The organism is Bacillus sp. CFBP9009 (assembly GCF_036541465.1).
GTDB lineage: Bacteria > Bacillota > Bacilli > Bacillales > DSM-1321 > Peribacillus.
Map to the genome: position 1 here is coordinate 320,046 of NZ_JAZHFU010000003.1, position 18,786 is coordinate 338,831.

General features: G+C 40.8%; 16 protein-coding genes and 1 pseudogene. 11 read left to right on the plus strand and 6 right to left on the minus strand.

Annotation, left to right across the window (positions count from 1 at the left end):
- Positions 1–16 precede the first annotated feature (16 nt).
- The gene (locus V3595_RS10890; RefSeq protein WP_485907185.1) at positions 17–709 is read right to left on the minus strand and encodes a DUF421 domain-containing protein; all 693 of its coding nucleotides are present in this window, start codon (positions 707–709) and stop codon (positions 17–19) included.
- A gap of 309 nt (positions 710–1,018) precedes the next feature.
- Between V3595_RS10890 and V3595_RS10895 the strand changes: the two genes are divergently transcribed.
- From V3595_RS10895 to V3595_RS10910, 4 genes are all read left to right on the plus strand, one after another.
- Entirely contained in the window at positions 1,019–3,121 is a 2,103-nt protein-coding gene (locus tag V3595_RS10895) for a YhgE/Pip family protein (RefSeq protein ID WP_485907187.1), read from the plus strand.
- A 287-nt stretch (positions 3,122–3,408) separates the two neighbouring features.
- Positions 3,409–4,251, plus strand: coding sequence for an ABC transporter ATP-binding protein (locus V3595_RS10900; RefSeq protein WP_485907189.1), 843 nt, complete (start codon positions 3,409–3,411; stop codon positions 4,249–4,251).
- The gene (locus V3595_RS10905) at positions 4,184–4,942 is read left to right on the plus strand and encodes an ABC transporter permease (protein WP_137020379.1); all 759 of its coding nucleotides are present in this window, start codon (positions 4,184–4,186) and stop codon (positions 4,940–4,942) included. Before V3595_RS10900 ends, V3595_RS10905 begins: the two co-directional genes overlap by 68 nt.
- A 35-nt stretch (positions 4,943–4,977) precedes the next feature.
- The gene (locus V3595_RS10910; protein ID WP_485907191.1) at positions 4,978–5,994 is read left to right on the plus strand and encodes an aliphatic sulfonate ABC transporter substrate-binding protein; all 1,017 of its coding nucleotides are present in this window, start codon (positions 4,978–4,980) and stop codon (positions 5,992–5,994) included.
- 339 nt (positions 5,995–6,333) lie between these two features.
- Here V3595_RS10910 and V3595_RS10915 read toward each other — a convergent pair whose 3' ends face one another.
- A complete protein-coding gene (locus V3595_RS10915; protein WP_485907193.1) occupies positions 6,334–7,272 on the minus strand; it encodes a DHH family phosphoesterase in 939 nt (312 codons plus the stop codon).
- A 447-nt stretch (positions 7,273–7,719) separates the two neighbouring features.
- On the opposite strand from V3595_RS10915, the gene V3595_RS10920 reads away from it, so the two are divergent.
- From V3595_RS10920 to V3595_RS10930, 3 genes are read left to right on the plus strand one after another with little or no spacing between them, the layout of a single operon-like run.
- A complete protein-coding gene (locus tag V3595_RS10920) occupies positions 7,720–8,907 on the plus strand; it encodes a CaiB/BaiF CoA transferase family protein (protein ID WP_485907195.1) in 1,188 nt (395 codons plus the stop codon).
- Positions 8,908–8,921: 14 nt separating this feature from the next.
- Positions 8,922–10,127: an acyl-CoA dehydrogenase family protein gene (locus tag V3595_RS10925; protein ID WP_485907580.1), complete on the plus strand. Its 1,206-nt coding sequence runs from the start codon at positions 8,922–8,924 to the stop codon at positions 10,125–10,127.
- 23 nt (positions 10,128–10,150) lie between these two features.
- Positions 10,151–10,462: a DUF3870 domain-containing protein gene (locus V3595_RS10930; protein WP_485907197.1), complete on the plus strand. Its 312-nt coding sequence runs from the start codon at positions 10,151–10,153 to the stop codon at positions 10,460–10,462.
- A gap of 570 nt (positions 10,463–11,032) precedes the next feature.
- Here V3595_RS10930 and V3595_RS10935 read toward each other — a convergent pair.
- Together V3595_RS10935 and V3595_RS10940 are read right to left on the minus strand one after the other, a co-directional pair.
- A complete protein-coding gene (locus tag V3595_RS10935) occupies positions 11,033–11,293 on the minus strand; it encodes a hypothetical protein (RefSeq protein WP_485907597.1) in 261 nt (86 codons plus the stop codon).
- Positions 11,294–11,390: 97 nt separating this feature from the next.
- Positions 11,391–11,468, minus strand: a pseudogene (locus tag V3595_RS10940) (CotG/ExsB N-terminal domain-containing protein); the annotation flags it as partial.
- A 147-nt stretch (positions 11,469–11,615) separates the two neighbouring features.
- Here V3595_RS10940 and V3595_RS10945 point away from each other — a divergent pair.
- Together V3595_RS10945 and V3595_RS10950 are read left to right on the plus strand one after the other, a co-directional pair.
- Positions 11,616–12,707: a CotH kinase family protein gene (locus V3595_RS10945; RefSeq protein WP_485907199.1), complete on the plus strand. Its 1,092-nt coding sequence runs from the start codon at positions 11,616–11,618 to the stop codon at positions 12,705–12,707.
- A gap of 146 nt (positions 12,708–12,853) precedes the next feature.
- A complete protein-coding gene (locus tag V3595_RS10950; protein ID WP_485907200.1) occupies positions 12,854–13,825 on the plus strand; it encodes a TRM11 family SAM-dependent methyltransferase in 972 nt (323 codons plus the stop codon).
- Between the two features lie 54 nt (positions 13,826–13,879).
- Here V3595_RS10950 and V3595_RS10955 read toward each other — a convergent pair whose 3' ends face one another.
- On the minus strand, positions 13,880–14,845 hold the full coding sequence (locus V3595_RS10955) for an MBL fold metallo-hydrolase (protein ID WP_485907201.1): 966 nt from the start codon (positions 14,843–14,845) through the stop codon (positions 13,880–13,882).
- Between the two features lie 318 nt (positions 14,846–15,163).
- Between V3595_RS10955 and V3595_RS10960 the strand changes: the two genes are divergently transcribed.
- Positions 15,164–16,141, plus strand: a complete 978-nt coding sequence (locus V3595_RS10960; RefSeq protein ID WP_485907203.1) for a 2-hydroxyacid dehydrogenase — start codon at positions 15,164–15,166, stop codon at positions 16,139–16,141.
- A gap of 509 nt (positions 16,142–16,650) precedes the next feature.
- Positions 16,651–17,874: a multidrug effflux MFS transporter gene (locus V3595_RS10965; protein WP_485907205.1), complete on the plus strand. Its 1,224-nt coding sequence runs from the start codon at positions 16,651–16,653 to the stop codon at positions 17,872–17,874.
- 52 nt (positions 17,875–17,926) lie between these two features.
- Here V3595_RS10965 and V3595_RS10970 read toward each other — a convergent pair whose 3' ends face one another.
- Complete coding sequence (locus V3595_RS10970; protein ID WP_101224066.1) at positions 17,927–18,712, minus strand: SDR family oxidoreductase; 786 nt, start codon at positions 18,710–18,712, stop codon at positions 17,927–17,929.
- Between the last annotated feature and the right edge of the window lie 74 nt (positions 18,713–18,786).

An 18,786-nucleotide genomic window follows, 5' to 3' on the forward strand; every position in this document is an offset into this window, starting at 1 on the left:
ACTGAAAACCAAAAGATTATTCCCTTGATTGATCCTTAATCAAATCAATATACAAATTTCCTTTTGTTCCTACGACAGCATACGAGATATCAAAAACAGCAAGGTTTCTTTTTTTGAGTTCAGCCACTAGCGATTCGTAATCGTAGGTGTGTTTGGATAAGTTTTCATATAGAATCTTTCCATCATGGACCAGTTCTATCGGTACAGTTCCTGCTGAGGGCAGTAAAGGTAAATCCTGCTTGGCGGCATTTTGGTATTGTTCTTTTTTTAATACAGAGAGGGAGCCATTTGTCTCTAAAATGGCAAATTCCACTTCTTCAATGTTGAAGATATCTTTTCCTCGCAAAGCCTGTTTAAGAGATTCTAGTGAATACCCCATTCGTTCCATTGATTCTTCGAGAATTTGTCCTTTTTGAATTAAGGTAGCAGGTTCTCCAGCGATCCATTTCCCGAAGAGCGGATTTCGAATCGATAGAAGATTCAGCATATAAACGACAGTACCCATAATAATAATTGCAATGATAAAATACAGGAATTTAATTTTAATATTGAATGCTAGATTCCCTGCAATTGTCCCCATCGTAATAGAAGCGATATAAAGGTGATAGGTCCTCTGGGCAATCGTCTGTTTACCAAGGAGATGGACAAATACCCATAATAAAATAAAAGAGGTCAAGGTTCGAAAGATGATTTCAACAGATTCTGACATGACTATTTCTCCCTTGCAAAACTCCCGACAGTTCGTTTGTGATAGTATGTTCTTACACCTTGCCGTTTATTCTGTAACTAAAAAGGAAAAAGACAAGAAGCCGTCCTTGAATTGGGAACCCATCTTACATAAACTGATAGCTTTATTTTTTAAACCAGGCATTCAAGATTCGTGAAATCTCAGGAAGCAAGTAGTTCGTTACTTGCTTCTTTTTATTTGGTCTGAAAAATTGATGGATATGTTTACTTGTATCGTTAAAGTAATTTCTTCGAATAATAGTATCAAAATACTTTTGCACGGGGGTATGTTTTGAGAAATATTCAGGAAATTTTCATTGACGATTTAAAAAGCATTTATAAAAATTTCTTTGTTTGTATCGTAGTTGTTTTTCTCATGTTCATCCCTTCCATTTATGCGTGGTTTAATATTGTCGCATCTTGGGACCCGTATGCAAATACGGATGGAATCCTTGTCGGTGTTGCCAATAATGATAAAGGTGCGGAGTTAAATGGCGAAGCCGTGAACATAGGTAAGGAAGTAATGGAAGGGTTAAAGGAGAATAAGGATCTGGGCTGGAGATTCACATCGGAAAAAGAAGCGATAGAAAAGGTGGAAAAGGGTGATTATTATGCATCCATCATCATTCCGGAGAACTTTTCCGAACATATTGCGACGATCATGACCGATGACCCTAAGAAGGCGGAAATTGATTACTATGTTAATGAAAAGATCAATTCCATTGCTCCTAAAATAACGGCAGCGGGTGCCAACAGCATTGTGGACAATGTGAGCAAAACCTTTATCAAATCAGCCAGTGGCAGTATCCTTGCAATCTTTAATGAACTCGGAATCACCTTGCAAAACGAGTTGCCGACGATACAAAAAATGAAGAATATGGTGTATTTATTAGAGGGTGAGCTTCCTGAGATCGAGCAAAATATCAAAACCGTTCAAACACATGTCAAAAAGGCTGAAGATATCATTAAGAAGGTTAATGATGGCCTGGATTCAATAGAAGGAATAACATCGCAGAAGGACAAATTGGTATCTGACGTTTCTAGTTATGTAGATTCAACAAGGCAGGCATTCACAGAAATCAATCCCCTTTTGAAAAATGATATTGCGAACATCAGGAGCGATAATGAATCCGTTATAGTGCTGGCGAACCGGTTAACGGGTCAGGGTTTGCCTGGCAATGAGTATGATCAGCTAGTGGAACAAGGGATAACGAGGATAAATAAAGAGCTGTACCTTTTGGACAGTATGTATAATTTATTGGTGAGGGTCAATCAATTTAATGAGAAAAACTTGCTTCAGCCAGAAATACAGCTGGTTGATGAACTAAGGGATAATGCTTCGAACCAACTTCAAGCGCTGAATAACCGAGCCTTCGGCAATCTTATCGAACTTGCTGGGAACAATGATCAAGTCTTGGCAAGATTCCAGGAGAGCTATTCAAAGGATACAGGGCCAAAATTCACTGAAATCTGGAATGAAACGGAAGCAATATTGAATAATGTCCAGCTTACGATGGAGGAGGGCGCCAAGGTTCTTCCTGAGGTGAGGATGCTGTTGAATGAGACCAATCGAACATTGGAAACACGTACAGGGGATATCGATAAGTTACAGAATAAGTTTCCGGAAATCGAAACGAAAATAAAGGCTCTAGCTTCTAAAATGAGGGAATTCGATAAGTCTTATAATATGGAAGAAGTGATCGATTTCCTAAGGAATGATATTGAACAAGAAAGTGAATTTTTTTCAGAACCAGTGCTGCTCAATAAACACAGTCTCTTTCCGATTCCGAACTATGGATCCGCCATGTCTCCTTTCTTTACGGCACTTTCCCTTTGGGTCGGCGGTACAATATTGATTTCCATGCTTAGCGTGGGTGTTTCTCAAAAGGTCTACAGCCCGTATCAAATTTATATCGGTCGGTATCTTATATTTTTCATCATTGGGGTAATGCAGGCTCTTATTGTTTCCATTGGGAATATCATCCTGATCGATGTGTATGTAGCGGATAAATTTGAGTACATCCTGTTTTCTGTTCTGATAAGTACAGTATTTACACTCATTGTCTACACCTTCGTTTCCGTTCTTGGAAATGTTGGAAAAGGGATAAGCGTCGTCTTGATGGTCCTTCAAATATCAAGTTCAGGAGGCACCTTCCCGATTCAGGTCACGCCGCCCTTTTTTCAGCATATTAACCCGTTCTTGCCGTTCACCTATGCTGTAGGTTTACTTCGTGAATCTGTTGGGGGAATAACTTGGAGCGTAGCTGGCAAGGACATTTTTATCCTGATTCTCTTTTTAATATTTACACTCATCTTAGGTGTCATTTTGAAAAAGCCTCTGCATGCAAGGACACAAAAGATGAAGGATAAATTGTATGGAAGCAGGATTTTTTAACGTTATCGGAAGATGCTGGTGACTTCGGTTAACTAAACTTTAAAAAATGGATATTAAAATTAGCCTGAACCTACAAAGGGCTCAGGTTTTTTTATTTGCTGTTTGGGATTTGTTCATATGTATTTTTGTGTAAGTCTGGAATATTTATCAATATATTGACAGTTGAATAGAAAGATACCGATAAATTAGAATTTTTGCATTTTTATAGTTGACAAAAACCATTGGATTAATCATTATTAAGAAATAATGTTTAGTAAATCGATGCGATATAAAAGTGGGGTGACTTTATGTATTTAACAATAGATGGCATTGAAAAAAGTTTTAAGAATGAAAAGAAAGATAGCATAAAGGTGCTCGATAAGATAAACATAGAGGTCGAGAAAGGAAGCTTCGTTTCGATCGTCGGTCCTTCTGGATGTGGTAAATCCACGCTCCTTTATCTGATTGCCGGCCTTGATAAGGCAGATACAGGTGAAATACGTGTAGCTGGGAAAAAAGTGGTGAAGCCAGGTCCGGAACGGGTTGTAGTGTTTCAAGAGGCGGGATTATTTCCTTGGTTGACGGTACTTGAAAATGTTACATACGGATTGAAGTTAAAGAAAATGCCCAATGAAGAGGCTAAAGCCAAGGCATTGGACATTTTAAAGATGGTTCACCTCAGCCGGTATGTTGACTCCTATCCACATCAACTCTCAGGGGGCATGAAACAGAGGGTAGCCATCGCAAGAGCATTGGTGATGGAACCGGATATCCTGTTGATGGATGAGCCATTCTCCGCGCTTGATGAGCAAACGAGGATGGTCTTGCATAAAGAGCTGCTCGAAATCTGGAGAAAAACTAAAGTGACGATCTTTTTCGTTACCCATAATATTCGTGAGGCTGTTCAGCTTTCCGAAAAAATTATCGTCTTTGCTACCCGTCCCGGGAAAATCAAAGAGACGATTTCCGTCCCTTCCATGAAAGATGGAGTTATGCCGGATAGTGTAACTTTGCATACAGAACAAAGGGTTCTATCGATTTTGCAGGAGGAAATTGAAAAAGTGCTGAAGGAGGAAATGGGGAATGATTACAGCTTTAAGACGAATCATATTCATCGCGATGATAGCGGGGATATGGGAAGTCACATCTAGACTTTCCAGTCTTCCGGATTTCATGTTCCCAAGCCTGACTCAGGTTTTGGAAACTCTGTTTAATGGACTGATGAGCGGACAAATAACCGAAGCCATCGGAAAAAGCCTTGGCCGTATCCTGATTGGCTTTATGATTGCCATTATAGTAGGTCTGATATTAGGATATTTCATTTGGCGCTATAAATTGGTCGAAGACACTTTAGGATTCGTCGTGACGGCATTACAGTCCATCCCGAGTATCGTGTGGTTCCCTTTAGCGATCATTTGGTTTGGATTGAATGATTTTTCGATCCTCTTCATCGTCACCATCGGAGCAACTTGGACGATGACGGTTAATGCAACGAGTGGATTCCGGAATGTACCACAGTTGTATCAGCGGGTTGCAAAAACATATGGATCGACCGGGTTTCATTTTCTTCGCACCGTGATCTTACCAGCATCCGTCCCGCAAATAATATCCGGTCTCCGAATCGCATGGGCCTTTTCCTGGCGTGCATTGATGGCCGGTGAATTACTTGGCGGGGGAGGCGGTCTTGGACAATTGCTGGAAATGGGCAGATCACTGGGACAAATGGATTTGGTCATCTCCGTGATGATCATCATCGCAATCATCGGAACAATCGTGGATAATGTCGTCTTCTCCCGTCTTGAACGTAATGTTCAATTGAAATGGGGAGTGAATCAACGGTAGTTTAATAAAATAATAGTTTAGAAGGAGAGAAAAATATGCTGAAAAAATCATTTTTTGCCCTTATACTGTCTGTATTGTTAATCGGAATAGTAAGCGGATGCACTCAATCCAGCAGTAATGATGAAGAAGGAGAAGGGTCCGGGGGGAAATCCGTGAAAATTGGGTATTTTCCTAACTTAACCCACAGTGCAACGATCATTGCGCTTGAAAAAGGCTTTTTCGAAGAAGAGTTCGGTAAAGATGTTAAGATAGAAACCAAAACAGTAGCCAATGGCGGTTTATTCATGGAAGCAATGGCTACAAACGCCATTGATGTCGGAACGGTTGGTCCTGGTCCATTGCTTAACTTTTACGTAAAAAACCCTGAATACCACCTGATCTCTGGAGCTGTTAATGGCGGTGCCGTTCTTGTGGCTAGCGAGGGAAGCAAGGTTACGGATTTAAAGGATTTGGACGGTAAAAAGGTAGCGATTCCCGTCATTGGGAGCACACAGGATGTCATGCTTAGGAAAGCCCTTCAAGATGTTGACTTAAAACCGACTACAAATGGGGGGACAGTTGAGCTGTATGCATCAGCACCTGCTGACACAACCGCCCTTTTTGTCCAAAAATCAGTCGATGCAGCAGCAACCCAGGAACCATGGGGTTATGTATTGGAAAACCAGGCAAAAGGAAAGTTACTGCTTGACTGGGATCAATTTGCATGGGGGAAAGATTCACCTAACACGGTAGTGGCTGCAAGCCAGAAGTTCTTGGATAAAAAGGGGCTCGCTGCTTCCTATTTGAAAGCGCATGAAAAAGCGGTGAAGTTTATACAAGACAACCCTGAAGAAAGCCAAGAACTGGTTATTAAGCATTTGAAGGAACTGACTGGAAAAGAATTAAGTAAAGAAGAAGTGGCTTCAGCATTTTCACGCCTTGAAGTGACAACTGAAGTTAATGAGCAAGTCATTCAGGAAATGGCCGACATAAGCAAAGAAGCTGGTTATATCCCTAGCAATGATATAAAAGGCATGATCGATTTATCAATTCTTCAAGAAGTGTCCAAATAAATTGAAACAAGCAAGCGCCTCAGCCATCCTGGCTTTGGCGCTTTTTTTGTAATCAGGTGAAGGTTGGATTTAATCCAGTAATGGTCGAATAAATCCTGCATAGATCGAATTAATTCCAGTATAGGTTGAATTAATCGTAATTAGGTCGAATTATTACGTTGTAGGTCGAATTAATGACAGTACAGGTCGAATAAATCAAAATTAGATCAAATTATTACGTTGTGGGTTGAATTATTTTCCGGTAAAGACCGGAATAATCCGACATAGGCCAATTAATCCGTTTTAATTAAACTGGGGAAATAATCCTGCATATAAACACCGCAGGTCATGAACTCCCTGTTATGGACAGACTTGATTCAATGCTTGGATAACATGATCAACCTCTTCCCAGGAATGGATGGTAGCTCCTGAAGCCAGTGAATGTCCTCCTCCATTGAATTGACGTGCGACTGAAGCGATGGGAATATTCCGTGAACGTATCCTGACACGGATTTCAGAAGGATATTCGATGAAGAAAGCCCAGATTTTATTGCCCCTGACACTTGATAGTGTATTGACTAAATTCGAAGCTTCGAGTCGATCTACACCATACATATTTAAAAGTTCCTCCGTAATAATGAAGTAAGCTACACCTTTATCGGTTACCTTGAAGCTCATGAGGATGTCTTTTTGAAGTCTTGAAGCGTTTTTTTCCTTTACATTAAGACTGTTATGGATTCTTTCTGGCTGAATATTATAAGTTCTTAAGTGCGAAACCATCTTTAATGTCCTCGGAGTGGTATTCCCATTCATGAAATTCCCTGTATCACTAAGTATTCCTGCATAAAATGCTTTAGCCGCTTCTTTATTCATGATAAAGCCCACTGGAAATTCCAAGAATAAATCAACAAGCATTTCACTTGCAGAGCTATAAGAAGGGTCGACCCAAAAAAGATCACCGAATTGTTCATATTCAGGGTGGTGGTCAATTTTGATCAGCATGTCCCCTTGATCATAGCGGGAATCACTGATCCGTGAAATGTTGGCCGTATCACAAACAATCACTAAGGCACCTTTGTATTTGTTATCGGAAATGACATCCATATCACCAATGAATAGAAGCTTATCCACTTCTTCGCCTACCGCATAGACTTCTTTAGAAGGGTAGGAATGCTTCAATAGCTTCTTTAAACCGATTTGTGATCCCAATGCATCCGGATCCGGATTAACATGGCGATGAATGATGATTGTGTGGTATTTCTTGATCGCTTCGATTATTTCCGTTTTTCTATTGTCCATATCGCCATCTCCCTTTTAATTTTTCCTTGTCTGTCGAGCGATAATTGATATTATGTATAATTCATATATTGACAGTTATGCATATTCAATCATCACATGCCTCACGAATAAAGGCAATTCCGATTACTACTGGAAGTATTTTTATATTAACGGGAGGTATACTACAGAGTATTTCAGTGGAAGTAATAAAAACATCCAAACAAAATTATTGCAAAATTCAAAAAATGGAACTATACTTAATTTACCAAACCGATGACAACAAATTACCTTGTTGCATGGCCGGCTTGTTATAAAACTGAAATTCATAAAAATTGACTTGGTTCACTTGATCTTCCTTTGCAGGAAGACAGTTCGTGGATAAGGGTCAGTGAAACATACAATGTAATGACATTGTTGGTTTTACTGGCTCTTTTTTGTGTATCCCGACAGTTTGAAAGGGGTGATGATATGAATGGAGCTTTGGAGGGAGTCAGGATTATCGATGTATCCCGTGTTTTGGCGGGGCCGTTTTGTTCAATGATTCTCGGTGATTTGGGTGCCGATGTTATTAAAATCGAGCATCATGAATCAGGTGATGAAACGAGAGGATGGGGTCCGCCATTCGCCCAAGGAGAAAGCGCTTACTATGTATGTGCCAATAGAAATAAGCAAAGCATGACCTTGAATTTAAAGTCGGAAGATGGGAAAGAGATTTTCCGGAAGTTAGTGGCCTCAGGGGATATAGTGATTCAAAATTTCAAGACGGGCACATTGGAAAAAATGGGGTTGGGTTATGAGGATTTAAAGGAAATGAACCCCAAACTGATCTTGGCATCGATTACGGGATTTGGTTTAACAGGACCTTATAAGGATTTGCCTGGCTATGACTATATCATTCAAGCGATGAGTGGTTTGATGAGCATCACAGGAGCAAAAGATGGGAGTCCCGTTAAGGTCGGGGTGGCCATAGCTGACATATTGACTGGCTTGTATACATGCATTGGCATTTTATCCGCTTTACATCATAGGGATAAAGCGGGGGAAGGTCAGGAAATTGATATTTCGTTAATGGATTGTCAGGTTTCTTCATTGGTGAATGTCGCCAGCAACTATTTATTCAGTGGCTTGACCCCTGAAAGAATGGGAAACCAGCATCCCAATATTGTTCCATACCAGACATTCCGGACAAGAGATGGAGAGCTTGTCGTGGCAGTAGGAAATGATGATCAGTTCCGGAGATTTTCAACCGTTATAGGCAGACCTGATTTAGCCCAGCAGGAACAATTTAAGCATAATGAAAAACGTTTGCAAAACAAGGAAGTATTAATGCCGATAATAGAGGATTTGTTGAAAGGAAAGACAAAGAAGGAATGGAAAAGTCTGTTTGATGATGCAGGGATACCCAATGGTCCGATCAATGATATAGCAGAGATGTTCGAGGATCCGCAAATCATCGCAAGAGGCATGTTGGTGAGCATGGAGCATCCCACAATCGAAGATCTTAGAGTGACGGGATCGCCCCTGAACCTTTCAAAAACGCCGGTTACGATGAGAAAGCATCCGCCGCTCTATGGTGAGCACACCGATTCCATTTTGGCTGATATTGGATATAGTCCAGATCAAATAAGCAAATTCAAGGAAAATAAAATTATTTAGGAGGAATTTTAATGATGAATTTCGAATTAACAGAAGAGCAGCAAAGCGTGAAGAAAGTGGTAAGGAAATTTGTCGATAAGGAAATTATCCCTTACATTCAAGAGTGGGATAGGCAAGGTCAATTCCAGCCACATATTTTAAAAAGGTTAGCGGAATTGCAGTTGATGGGCGTTTGTATACCAGAAGAGTATGGCGGAGTCGGAATGGATTATAATACCCTGGCCATCGTTTGTGAAGAGCTGGAGCGAGGCGATACGGCTTACCGTACTGCAGTTTCTGTACATACAGGGTTGAATAGCATGACCCTGCTGCAATGGGGGACGGAAGAACAAAAACAGAAATATTTAGTACCGCAGGCAAAAGGGATCAAGATAGGTGCTTTTGGTCTGACTGAACCGAATGCAGGGTCTGATGTTGCTGCAATGAAATCAACGGCAAAACGTGTTGGGGACCATTATATCTTGAACGGGTCTAAAACATGGATTTCGCTCTGTGATTATGCAGATCATTTCCTTATCTTCGCCAAGACGGATCATGATGCCGGTTCAAGGGGGATCACTGCTTTTATTGTGGAACGGACTTTCGAGGGAGTGGAGTCGAAAGCCATTAAAGGGAAATTGGGAATTCGTGCCGGGAATACAGGCGAAATCTTTTTAACGGATGTAAAAGTTCCAGTGGAGAATATGCTTGGTGAAGAAGGTGAGGGCTTTAAAATTTCCATGTCGGCATTGGACAGCGGCCGGTTTACAGTGGCCGCAGGTGCTGTAGGGTTAATAGAAGCAAGCCTGGAAGCAAGCTTGAAGTATTGCCATGAAAGAAGCACATTCGGAAAAGAGATTGGCAGGCATCAGCTCGTTCAACAGATGATTGCCAAGATGACCGCAAATTTAGAGATTTCCAGATTGCTCGTCTTTAAAGCGGGTACCTTAAAAAATCAAGGAAAAAGGAATACGAAGGAAACATCGCTTGCCAAGTGGATATCATGTAATGCTGCAAACGAAGCTGCCAATGATGCTGTTCAAATTCATGGTGCCTATGGCTACTCGGATGAATATCCAGTGGAACGTTTTCTGCGGAATTCAAAAGCTCCGGTCATTTATGAAGGAACCCGTGAGATTCATACTGTAATGCAGGGTGAATACGCACTTGGCTACAGACAAGATAAAGAGCTTCGTAAGCAATTGCCTGCATGGCCCTTCGAGCAGGTTTCCGTACATTAACTATAGATAGAGGAGATCAGATGATGAACACATACTTTATTGCAGGGCATGCAAAGCTTCCACAAGGGATGGCAGCGAGAAATATATATGATTCCATCACCATCACGGTGGAGCTTGACTTTAAATATGGAGTAATAGTCGAGGCTTCCTGTACGCTTGCTACAGAACATGGAAGGGAATTCATTCGTCAGCTGCTGCGCGGTTATTGCCTGAAAGATGGTATCGAAGAATTGATTGAACGGGTGCAAATGCATTATCGTGGGAAGGCTGGTCAAGCCATTCAAGCAGGGCTGAAGGATGTGTATGCACAGTTCGAATTGGTCTCCGTTAAATAAGCGATACTGGGAGGATTCTACCGTATGTATGAGGGTAGGATCCTTTTTAATATGTTCAGGTAGATGATGGAGCTGCGGATTTTATGAAAATAATAGTGGAACTATTTTAACCGGCTGCCTTGATTTTTGGGTTTGGCTTAGTTGTTGGATTGGTTAGGCTTTCCCGGCTAAAAAAATACGCCTAGCCTAAGAGAAGAAGTCTTGCATAATTAGATAAACCAAGCTATAAACCAAAGTACCTGGGGACTTTTTAAATGACAAAGGAGAGATTTCATAAAACACTGGGGATTTGCCTAGTATTTAAAAACCACATAATATCAATAATCAACTTGATAGCCTTTTTATCAGTGGTAAAGAACGGTGAGATAATTTTGTTTTGCTAAATGTTTATAACGTTCTCCTTCTTCGTATACGTTACGAAGCATTCATGCTGTTTTTCAACCCGATATAACAGCATATTAACTGTGGATGGATATAACCGATAAAAACACAAAAACTCGTCAAATAGTGGCGAGTTTTGTGTTTTTATATAGGAATTGGCTTTAAATTAAAGCTTAATAAAAGTAAAAATTAAAACGGAACCATGAAACTAGAAGCACCATTTCCGTTTATTGCGAAAGTTATTGCAGCAAAGCCACCTGCAGTGGTTAGAGGAACACCGGTTTCTGCTGGCGCGCCTTTGTCTGCTGCATATAGAACACCGGTTTCTGCTGGTGCGCCTTTGTGTGCTGCATGTCGATCTCCATTTCCAGCAAGAACTCCTTTGAGTATTCCTGCTTGTGCGCCTTTGCGTGCTGCAAGTGGACCTGCTCGTGCGCCTTTGAGTGCCACGAGTGGACCGATTCCTGTCCATGCAACGTTTAGTGCTGCAAGAAGAGCACCCTTTATTGTTACTTGTACGTGAATGTCTGCCTATTGGATGTGGGTCATTAAACATGAAATCGCTTAATCCCATGGAATTGGCTCTATCCACCGCATTCTGTATGTCACGAATGATGTCTGACATATATAATCCCCCTTTCTATACATTAAACTATGTTGCTTGTACGTGATGTGCTAAAGAAAACCCCCATCTTTTTAAAAATAGTGTTTTTTTTGGTGACATCCTTCGCTTTTTTCCATAATTTAATAGGAAAGTGAAGGGAAGGGTTATATGGATTCTGACAAGAAGCTGCCTGTGTACCAGCTTTTTATTTCACCAGTTAATTTAATGGAACTTCGCAGAGATATATGGTGCAATGATCCTTTACCGGCAAAGTTAACACTTAACAGAAAAAAACTTGATATTGATATTGTTTACCGTGGCTCACATATCCGTGGTTTTCGCAAAAAATCCTATAATGTAGTCTTTTATAAACCTAATACTTTTAAGCATGCCAAGGAAGTTCATTTAAATGCCGAATATAAAGATAAATCTTTACTAAGAAATAAATTATCTTTAGACTTTTTTGCGGATATAGGAACCTTATCACCGAACTCACATTTCGTTTTCCTGAATCTGAACGGAAAAGACGAAGGGATATACCTGGAATTGGAATCGGTGGATGAATATTATTTGAAGAAAAGGGGTCTGCCAAAGGGGTCCATTTTCTATGCAGTGGATGGTGATGCCAATTTCTCATTGATGAGCGATTTGGATAAAGGAATTAAAAAATCATTGGAGATGGGCTATCAAAAAAAATGCGGAACAGCAAAGGATGAATTATATTTACAAGAGCTGATTCTTCAAATCAATACAATTTCAAGAGTGGATTTTGAAAAGGAAATCGTAAAATATGTCGATGTCGAAAAATACCTGCGCTGGCTGGCCGGTGTTATATTCACACAAAACTATGATGGGTTCGTTCATAACTATGCCTTGTATCGAAATGGAGAAACTGGACTCTTTGAAATGATTCCATGGGATTATGATGCGACATGGGGCAGGGATGTTAACGGGAAAGTGATGGAAGAGGATTATGTGGGAATCGAGGGGTTCAATACATTGACTGCTAGAATCCTTGATGTAAGGGGATTTCGTGTCCAATACCAAGAACTTCTTAAGGAGATTTTGAACAATCATTTTAACGTGAACTATATGAAACCTATCATTCAGGAAATGCATGATCAAATAAGACCTTATGTTTCAAAAGATCCATATATCAAGGGGAATATTGTGAAATTTGATAATGAGCCCGAATTCATCCTGAAATTCATTGAGGCCCGTGCAAAGTATATAAATAGCCGGCTGCATAAATTGGAATAATAATTCCTATCCGCTAGTGATGGAACAATGAAAAATATAACAGCAGGAGTGTTGAATGATAAGCATTCCTGCTTTTTTCTGCACGATTCCATTTGCTTTTCTCTACTATTACAGCTATGTTTGATAGAAAGATATAATCTAAAGTAATGAAGGATGGGAATGGATTGACTAATCATAGCCGCAAACCGGCATATATATATACGTTTACATGCACCCCTGACGAACGCTCATTATCTAAAATGGAGATGCGCTCGTTCTTTGGCTTTGAGACTTCAGGGGATATTTTAAAAAGTGATATAGCAATTGAACCGAGCAGGAGCCCTTTCATAAAAGGGCGGGTCGACGTCATGTTTGAAGGGGAAAACATATCCGAAATCGTTGAGCAAGTGAAGGATATTCATTTGCCTGATTCGACGTTCAAAGTATTATTCGTGAAAATTAACGATTTGAATAAAGACGCAAAAATAGATTATGATGGACAGCGTGAAATTGAACGGGAGATTGGCTGGCACATTCAGGGAAATGCCGATGTACGAAATCCTGATCAGGTCTTTGGAATCGTGACCCTTGGCGGACGTTGGTATTTTGGGAAGTATGTCAAACCTGAAGCGGTTTGGCTAAAACATATGAAGAAGCCCCGTGAATATTCAACAGCGCTTAGCACAAGAGTGGCGAGGGCCATTGCCAACATAGCCGTTCCGCATCCGGATGGAGTGAAGGCAATTGATCCATGCTGCGGAATTGGAACGGTATTGGTAGAAGCACTGTCGATGGGAATCGATATTGTCGGCCGGGATATCAATCCGCTTGTTACCGACGGTTCCAGGGAGAACATTGCTTATTTCGGACTCGAAGGTGATGTAACTACAGGTCCGATTTCGGAGGTCACCAGTAAATATGATGTAGCAATTATCGATATGCCCTACAATTTATATACACATGCGACGCCGGAAGATCAGCTATCGATCCTTAAACATGCCAGGGGTTTTGCTGACAAGGTCGTTGTCGTAACGATCGACACGATGGATCATATGATTGAAGAAGCAGGATTTGAGATCGCCGATCGCTGTGTAGCCAGGAAAGGCATTTTTTCCAGAGAGATTGTAGTGTGTGTGTGAGTTTCATCAGCAAGAAAAGGCTGAAATCTTAAATGATTTCAGCCTTTTTTGATGTCATTTAGCTTGATAATGAACTACATTTTCAACGAGTTGTTTCGTGACCTTCCCCTGATATTCTAAATAATCCAAATGGCCGATGATTTCTGACATGACGAGCGGGAATTCTGTTATATACTTTTGTTTGTAAAACTCCTTTGCCAGTTCATTGCCGGTAGAAATTCCGGATTCTATCAAGGCCAGGATCTTTTGTGATTTTCTCTCTATGCTGTTGAGTCTTTTTTCAATCGTATGACCAGGTTGTTCAATGATGTTACCATGACCAGGAAAGAGGAGATTCACCTGCAATGCTAAACATCGTTTTAATGAATCGATATGATCTACAAGAGTCAGCATCCTATTACCGTTTTCATCAGGTTCGATCAAGGCATTGCTTGATATATGTTCAATCAATAAATCACCGGCAAGAAGCCGTTTTCCTTCTTGGTCAAGGAATGCAATTTGATCCGGGGCATGCCCAGGAAATTCGATCACTTCAAAATTCAGCCATTGTTTTTCCGTGATTGCGATGATGTCACCATTCAGTTTTTGATCTTTATTATTATCGACCGCGTTGAATAGGTAAGCCACTTGTTTATCTCCAAGTTCACCACAGCCCATCTCATGGTAAAGCTGCTTATAAAATTCAATTCTCATACTTAAGAAGTCAGGGTCCCTTTTTAAACGGGGAATGGATTTAGAATGGGTATAAACGGGAATCGGATGGAGTTCGGTAATCCGGTTGACCAAACCAACATGGTCTCCATGGTGATGGGTTAATAAAATTTCCGTTATATCTCCAACGGTAAATCCATTTTCGTTTAATGTTTGCTGCAGTGCATTCCAGCAGACGTCATCATTCATACCTGCATCGACTAATGTTAAAGATTCATCCTGTTTAACTAAATAAAAGTTTATACTTTTTAAAGATAAAGCGCTTGGAGCTATAATTGGATAAATTTTAAATGTTGTATTCGTTTTCATGAACGTCCCATATCCTCCTAAATCGAGATAAACTTCATCTGGAAATTACTAATGACCGAATAGATTTAAAGGGTTATTATTCTATGATTAGTTGAATGAACTGAAACTGTCAAGCGGAAGCTTCCAGGCAATCGAGAAATTTAATAGTAAGATTGATTGGAAATGAATGGTCTATTTATCTAGTTTATTTTAAAATTGAATAAACAAGCCAGTAATTTAGCCAATATTCTTTTAATTTTTTTGTGTAATGAAAACTGAAGGCGACAAAAGGTGCAAAAATGCGTTTCATGGAACGAAACGGTATAGGAGGTTTATGGTTTGAAGCAAAAAATTTATATTACAAGGAAATTGCCAGAACAAATCATCGAAGGTCTTAGTCAAAATTATGATGTCAGGATGTGGGATCAAGAGGATATACCGGTCCCTAGAGAAGTCCTTGAAGAAGAAATGAAGGAAGTCGAGGGGCTGCTTTGTTTATTGACGGAACAAATCGATGAGTCACTGATTGAACAGGCGCCTAATCTGAAAATCATCGCGAATATGGCAGTGGGCCATAATAATATTGATGTTCAAAGTGCAACAAAACGGGGCATCATGGTAACGAACACACCAGGGGTTTTAACGGAAACGACAGCAGATTTAACCTTCGGCTTACTGCTTGCAACGGCGAGAAGGATGATGGAGGCTGAAGATTATTTAAGGAGTGGAAAGTGGGAAACCTGGTCGCCGATGCAGCTGACCGGACAAGATGTACACGGTGGAACGCTGGGTATCATCGGGTTAGGCAGGATTGGGGAAGCCCTTGCCAAAAGAGCTAAGGGATTCGATATGAACATAGTTTATTTTAATCGAAGCCGTAAATATGAACAGGAAAAAGAATTAGGAATCGAATATCAGCCTCTTGAAAAATTGCTCCAAATCTCGGATTTCGTTTGTGTCATGCTGCCGCTCACACCGGAAACCACTTACATGATTGGCAAGGAGCAGCTTGAATTAATGAAAGGGACGGCTGTGCTCATAAATACCGCAAGAGGCGGGATTATCGATGAAAAAGCGTTGTACCAGGCGCTTGAAAGTCGAGGAATTTGGGCGGCTGGATTGGATGTATTCGAAGAAGAGCCAGTCCCAGTGGACCACCCGCTGCTAACATTGCCCAATGTGGTTACATTGCCGCATATCGGTAGTGCTAGCATTGCCACAAGATTGAAAATGGCAGCTCTTGCTGTACAAAACTTGATGGAGGGGTTATCTGGTGATACTCCCCGTAATTTAGTAGTGCTGAATAAATCAAAATGACCCTAATAGGGGGTTCGGAATGGTCACATCCCGAATCCCTTTCACGATTTTAAAACGAGACTTGGTTATACTCCTTGAGTTTTTACTGTTTTATAGATTAAAACATCACTAGATTGAAGAACTTGGCAGACGGTCGGCGGAAAGGGAGCGGAATCTGAAATCACCTGCAACCTTTTTTAAATAAAAAAACGGCAGGCAAACTCGCTTTACTTCGAGTATGTCTACAATCTGAAATGACTCCAAAATGGGGTCATTTTTTATTGGATTCTTTTAGCCGAAGCTGAAAATAATGCTCAAATGGAGTTGCATTCGAAGGTGGGAATCGTTTTGACCTTCAAAAGTTTTCCTTTATCCTCACATAAATGCTTAATTGAGTGCTGAAAGGAAGAAACGAATTCAAGTGAAGCATACTTATCGTAAATTGTGCCGATCTTTTGTAAAATAAAGAAAGTCGAGTTTTATTTAGGAAAAACAATTAGTTGAAAGGGATAGGGGTAATAATGATTGAAATGAAAGAAACGATATCATCAGGCAACGAAATGACTAAATCCAAAAGGCTGTTGTTGGCTCTTATGCTGGGATCTTTTGCAGCGATTGGACCACTGTCACTTGATATGTATTTACCGGGTCTCCCCACACTGGCAGAGGATCTGAATAGCAGTACGTCTTTAGCGCAGCTGAGCTTGACTGCCTGCTTGTTAGGATTGGCTTTGGGCCAAATTTATTTAGGGCCTCTAAGTGATGCAAAAGGAAGGCGGACACCGTTAATCATATCTTTATCCATTTATTGCATTTCATCTCTGTTATGCGCTTTTGCTCCAACCATTGAATTGCTTTTATTATTACGTTTTATCCAAGGTATTGCGGGAGCGGGAGGCATTGTCATTTCAAGGGCCATAGTTCGTGACCTTTTTTCAGGAACGGATTTGACCAAGTTCTTCTCCATGTTAATGCTGGTGAATGGGGCGGCACCGATATTGGCACCGGTTTTTGGCGGTCAACTTTTGCAGTTCACTTCTTGGCGGGGAGTTTTCATTGTCATTTCAGTATTAGGTATCATTATGGTTGCGGCTGCATTTTTTGGGATAAAGGAAACTTTATCGTCTAATCTCAGGAGTGCCGGTGGGTTAAATGATACAATCAGGACTTTTGGGAACTTATTGAAGGATCGTGTGTTTATGGGCTATGCTTTTTCACAAGGATTCATAAGTGCCGCTATGTTCGCTTATATTTCCGGATCGCCTTTTGTTCTTCAGAACATTTATGGGGTTTCCCCACAGACCTTCAGCCTGATTTTTGCAATTAACGGGATTGGGATCATCATCGCTTCACAAGTTGCCGGGAAGCTTGCAGGGAAGGTTAAAGAAGAAAAGCTGCTTCAAATGGGATTATGTCTAGCTTTGTTTGGGGGAATATTGCTTCTTGCCTCAGTCCTTCTTGAAATGGGGTTGGCAGGAATTTTGGCCGCTTTATTCCTCTCCGTCTCCAGCGTAGGTATTGTCGGTACAACGAGTTTTTCTTTAGCTATGCAAAATCAGAAAAAAACTGCAGGCAGTGCTTCGGCTTTAATTGGGCTGCTTCCCTTCATATTGGGATCACTAATGGCTCCCCTGGTGGGATTAGGTTCAGGTGAGTCACCCTTGCCGATGGGAGTTGTGATGGTAAGCTGTCATGTCATCGCCATGCTCGCTTATTTACTCCTTGCCCGTCGCGGTTTAAGGCGAGTTGCTTAAAAAGGAAAAAAGCTGAAATCCTGATGAGGATTTCAGCTTTTTTCTTTTTGAATCATAATAGTGATTCTGCTCCATCGATATAAACTTCCGTACCCGTAACATGGGAAGACATGTCTGATGCTAGAAACAATACGAGATCACCAGCCTGTTCGGTAGTCCCCGCTTTCTTCGCCAGGGGCTGGGAGCCTTGCGGATATTCAATGGGAATCGTGATTTTTTTTAAGTTTTCATCTTCCGGGAATGTGTTATCGTGAATGTTCGTATCAATCGAGCCGGGACAAATGGTATTTACCCTGATTTTATATCTTGCCAATTCGAGTGCAGCCATTTTTCCGAAAGCGACTTGACCAGCTTTGGATGAACTATAAGCGGAAAAACCAAAATTCTTGAAATATCGGTTTCCATTGATGGAGCTGTTGATTACGATGCTGCCACCTGTTTCCTTCATGTAGGGAATGGCATATTTGATGGTGAGAAAGGTGCCTTTGAGGTTGATGGTATGTGTCTGATCCCAATCTTCTGGCTTTATGTCTTCTATAGGGGCAATCACTCCGTTGATGCCTGCGTTTGCAAATACAAAATCAATTTTCCCAAAATGTTCATAGGCCGTCTTGTAGGCATGTTCAACTTGCTCGGCCTTGGATACATCCGTTTTAATGATTAAAGCCTCTCGACCAAGGTTCTCCACTTCTTCCTTCACTTTTTCGGCATTTTCGACTGTACGGTCAAAAAAGATGATGTTCGCGCCGTTTTCAGCTAGTTTCAGTGCAGCGCCCCGGCCAATTCCCGATCCTCCACCGGTAATGATGGCAACTTTGTTTTTCATTAATTCTGTCATAAACTTCACACGCTCCTTTTAAGTCTTCTTTTCCCAATTTGGGAGTATGTAGAAACATCATGGCAGTGGTAATA

Bases quoted from the DNA above. Each gene is read 5' to 3' on its own strand.
- V3595_RS10945 (WP_485907199.1), top strand. From the start codon at position 11,616: ATGGATTCTGACAAGAAGCTGCCTGTGTACCAGCTTTTTATTTCACCA.
- V3595_RS10910 (WP_485907191.1), top strand. From the start codon at position 4,978: ATGCTGAAAAAATCATTTTTTGCCCTTATACTGTCTGTATTGTTAATC.
- V3595_RS10915 (WP_485907193.1), bottom strand. From the start codon at position 7,272: ATGGACAATAGAAAAACGGAAATAATCGAAGCGATCAAGAAATACCAC.
- V3595_RS10925 (WP_485907580.1), top strand. From the start codon at position 8,922: ATGAATTTCGAATTAACAGAAGAGCAGCAAAGCGTGAAGAAAGTGGTA.
- V3595_RS10955 (WP_485907201.1), bottom strand. From the start codon at position 14,845: ATGAAAACGAATACAACATTTAAAATTTATCCAATTATAGCTCCAAGC.
- V3595_RS10900 (WP_485907189.1), top strand. From the start codon at position 3,409: ATGTATTTAACAATAGATGGCATTGAAAAAAGTTTTAAGAATGAAAAG.
- V3595_RS10905 (WP_137020379.1), top strand. From the start codon at position 4,184: ATGATTACAGCTTTAAGACGAATCATATTCATCGCGATGATAGCGGGG.
- V3595_RS10890 (WP_485907185.1), bottom strand. From the start codon at position 709: ATGTCAGAATCTGTTGAAATCATCTTTCGAACCTTGACCTCTTTTATT.
- V3595_RS10950 (WP_485907200.1), top strand. From the start codon at position 12,854: ATGAAGGATGGGAATGGATTGACTAATCATAGCCGCAAACCGGCATAT.
- V3595_RS10920 (WP_485907195.1), top strand. From the start codon at position 7,720: ATGAATGGAGCTTTGGAGGGAGTCAGGATTATCGATGTATCCCGTGTT.
- V3595_RS10930 (WP_485907197.1), top strand. From the start codon at position 10,151: ATGAACACATACTTTATTGCAGGGCATGCAAAGCTTCCACAAGGGATG.
- V3595_RS10970 (WP_101224066.1), bottom strand. From the start codon at position 18,712: ATGACAGAATTAATGAAAAACAAAGTTGCCATCATTACCGGTGGAGGA.
- V3595_RS10965 (WP_485907205.1), top strand. From the start codon at position 16,651: ATGAAAGAAACGATATCATCAGGCAACGAAATGACTAAATCCAAAAGG.